The organism is Martelella sp. FLE1502, assembly GCF_053484255.1.
In genome coordinates, this window is the sequence record NZ_JBAKFQ010000059.1 from 1 (window position 1) to 1,052 (window position 1,052).

A 1,052-nucleotide genomic window follows, 5' to 3' on the forward strand; every position below is an offset into this window, starting at 1 on the left:
ATGTGACAGGAACAAGAGGCGCCTGGTGCAACGCATCAGGCGCTTTGCCGAACGAATTTAGATTCACCGTGAAGCGGTCGTTCGAGTAACTGCAGCGAATTAGCGCTTTGTCCGGATGGTGTTGAAAAACTCGACCCGAATTTCCGGCCGGCGAGTTAGGCAGAGCATTCCGCTGATGTCTCAGGCCAGTGACGGCCTCAGCTTGGCGAGTTTGCGGAGGTTCTGGACGGTTGCGGCTATGTGGAACTCGTCCTTGGCGCCGTTCGGTCCTCGGAGGCGAAGGCGGTCGAGACCGAGTATACGCTTGAGGTGGGCGAAGAGCATCTCGACTTTCTTCCTGGCATAGCCCGACGCAACATATGCGTCGGTCGTGGCGATCTCCCGCGCCTTTTGGCGCGCGTGCTCGTGTCTTGATCGAGAGATTTTGCGGGTCGTCTGATTGGGCGTGCATCGGGGTTTCAGGGCGCATGCAGCGCAATCCTGTTTTCGGGCGAAGTATTTCTTGAAGCCGTCCTTTCCGAACTCTGGTCGCCCCTTCGAGATGTCCCGCCAGTAGGGCTTCAGCGCTTGGCCTCCAGGGCAGTGATACTCGTCTGCCGCTTCATCGTAGGCGAAGTCGGTTGCCGGATACGCGCCGTCCTTGCGCTCGGATTTGTCGAAGACCGGGATGTGCGGTTCGATGTTCTGTTCGTCGACGAGCCAGCCGAGCATCTCGGCCGTGCCGTAGGCCGTACCCGCGGCCAGCGTGTCCGGGTGCAGGTCGAACCGCTCTCTGGTTCTCGTCAGCATGTCACGCACGGCGCCGACCTCGGCCTGCCGGATCGGAACGGTAGCCTCGACGTCGACGATGATCGCGTTGTCCAGATCCACCAGGTAGTTAGTGCTGTAGGCGAAGAAGGGTCTGTCACCGTTGGCTCCGGTGAACCGTGCGGCGGGATCGGTAGGCGAGATCGCCTTCGGCTTCACGGGCGTGGCTGCGCCGAAAGCCGCGTCGTCTAGGGTGTCGAGGTATTCCTGCGTTGCTCGGCTGGCCCCGTCTTCCGCCGACCATT

1 protein-coding gene is annotated in these 1,052 nt (G+C 61.1%); it reads right to left on the reverse strand.

Going from position 1 to position 1,052, the window contains the following annotated elements; genetic code table 11:
• Positions 1–180 precede the first annotated feature (180 nt).
• Positions 181–1,052, reverse strand: an 872-nt coding sequence (locus V6767_RS22655; protein ID WP_448475500.1) for a transposase, incomplete at its 5' end; no start/stop codon positions are given.